A 1,547-nucleotide genomic window follows, 5' to 3' on the forward strand; every position below is an offset into this window, starting at 1 on the left:
GTAAGGATTCAGGTCTAAACCAGGGGTATTAAAGAGGGGGTCTGCACAGCAGGATTAACCCTCGCTTTGATAGCTTGCTCAAAAAACTCAATGACTGAACGTCTTTGACGACGGCAAGTTTGTATAACTGTCAATAAATTGGCAGTATCTTGGAACCGTGACATTGAACGGGAACCGCCACTAACTTTTCTTTTTGTAACGGCTAAACGTAACGTTCGTTCGGCTAAATTATTATCTGGTGGAATCTCTGGGTGATTTAGAAAATACCACCATTGATCGGCTTTATGGAGCAAGGAACGTAACAGTTTACTTGCTTCTGCTCCGGCTCGCTCAAACCAAGTTAAGAGTGCAGATTCAATTTTTAATTTAAACTCTGATGCCCAACTCCAGAACTCGTCAATCAAGAGAGTTTTTTGGTATAAAGCGTAGTTATGAAAGCCTTCATCAATCAAATCGATAAATTTGACGCCAATCTCCTGATTATGTAAACCTGGTAACTTGCTCAGCTTTTTGAAATGACGGCGTAAATGCGCCAGACATTTCTGTTGTGCTCTGACTGAATAACCATTATAAACGCTATAGTCATCCGAACTGAGGACACCTGTATAGCTTGCACCCAGAATTACTTCTAATTCGGAGCGAGAACGAGTATCAGCAGCATGAAATAAAGCGAAGTCGGTATTGGCAAAAATCCATAACCATTCTTTTACCCCTTTGACTGCCCATGGCGTTTCATCCGCATGGATATTGGGCTGGGTTTGTTTGACCCACTCTTTTAGCCGGTCAATACTTTGAGCCACGGCACCATCTATTCTTTCATTCGTGGCTACTAAAGTTCCCACTCCTATTTCTATTTTTCCCAGTTCCCACAACAGTTCTTGTTGTTTTTCGTAGGATAAATGCCCGTAATTATTTATCCATCCCAAAAAAGCTTGCAGTCTGATTCCGATATCTTGTCCCGGTACTATTTCTGGCGACCAGTCTGCTGTTTGTGTTTCCCCACACTCGCTGCAAATACACGTATATCTTTGATATTCTACTATTTCTATTGGACTCTCTACTAACTGAGCAACTTGCTCTCTCTCTATTTTGATAGGTTCGCCACTGAATTCGCTTTGACCACAACACCTACACACTTGCGGTCGTAATATCTCTAATCTATCTACCCGACCAAACCCCTTCCTCGTTTTTCCCGGATGCCCTGGTTGTCCTCCTGGTTTCCGTTTTGGTGTCTCCCTTTCCTCTGTTTGAGCTTCTAGTTTTTTCTCGCTTTTTTTGAGGATGTCGGACGATGGTGGCTTTGATGATGTTGTGCTGTCTAAATCTCTGCTGATTTTAAGTTTCTCTATTTCCTGTTCTAGTTCTATTACTCTGGATTTTAACTGCTCTATAGCCCTCGCCTGCTCAACGATCATCTCTACCAGTTTCTCTGTCGCCAACTGGTTTAAGATTTCACTGTTGAGTTTGGGTGGCAGGTTTTTTTTCATAATTGCTATATTCTACTTTCCAGTATCACACTTGTCAATACCCACCACCTGAATCCTTAC

1 protein-coding gene is annotated in these 1,547 nt (G+C 42.1%); it reads right to left on the minus strand.

What is annotated here, in order from left to right; all coding sequences use genetic code 11:
* Nucleotides 1-14: 14 nt before the first annotated feature.
* On the minus strand, nucleotides 15-1,487 hold the full coding sequence (gene tnpC, locus QUA43_RS30660) for an IS66 family transposase (RefSeq protein WP_333379533.1): 1,473 nt from the start codon (nucleotides 1,485-1,487) through the stop codon (nucleotides 15-17).
* Nucleotides 1,488-1,547 lie beyond the last annotated feature (60 nt).

This window comes from Microcoleus sp. N9_B4 (genome assembly GCF_036701635.1).
Lineage (GTDB): Bacteria > Cyanobacteriota > Cyanobacteriia > Cyanobacteriales > Microcoleaceae > Microcoleus.

What these genes read in the sequence shown, in the direction of transcription:
- tnpC (WP_333379533.1), bottom strand. Translation starts at nt 1,487, where the DNA reads ATGAAAAAAAACCTGCCACCCAAACTCAACAGTGAAATCTTAAACCAG.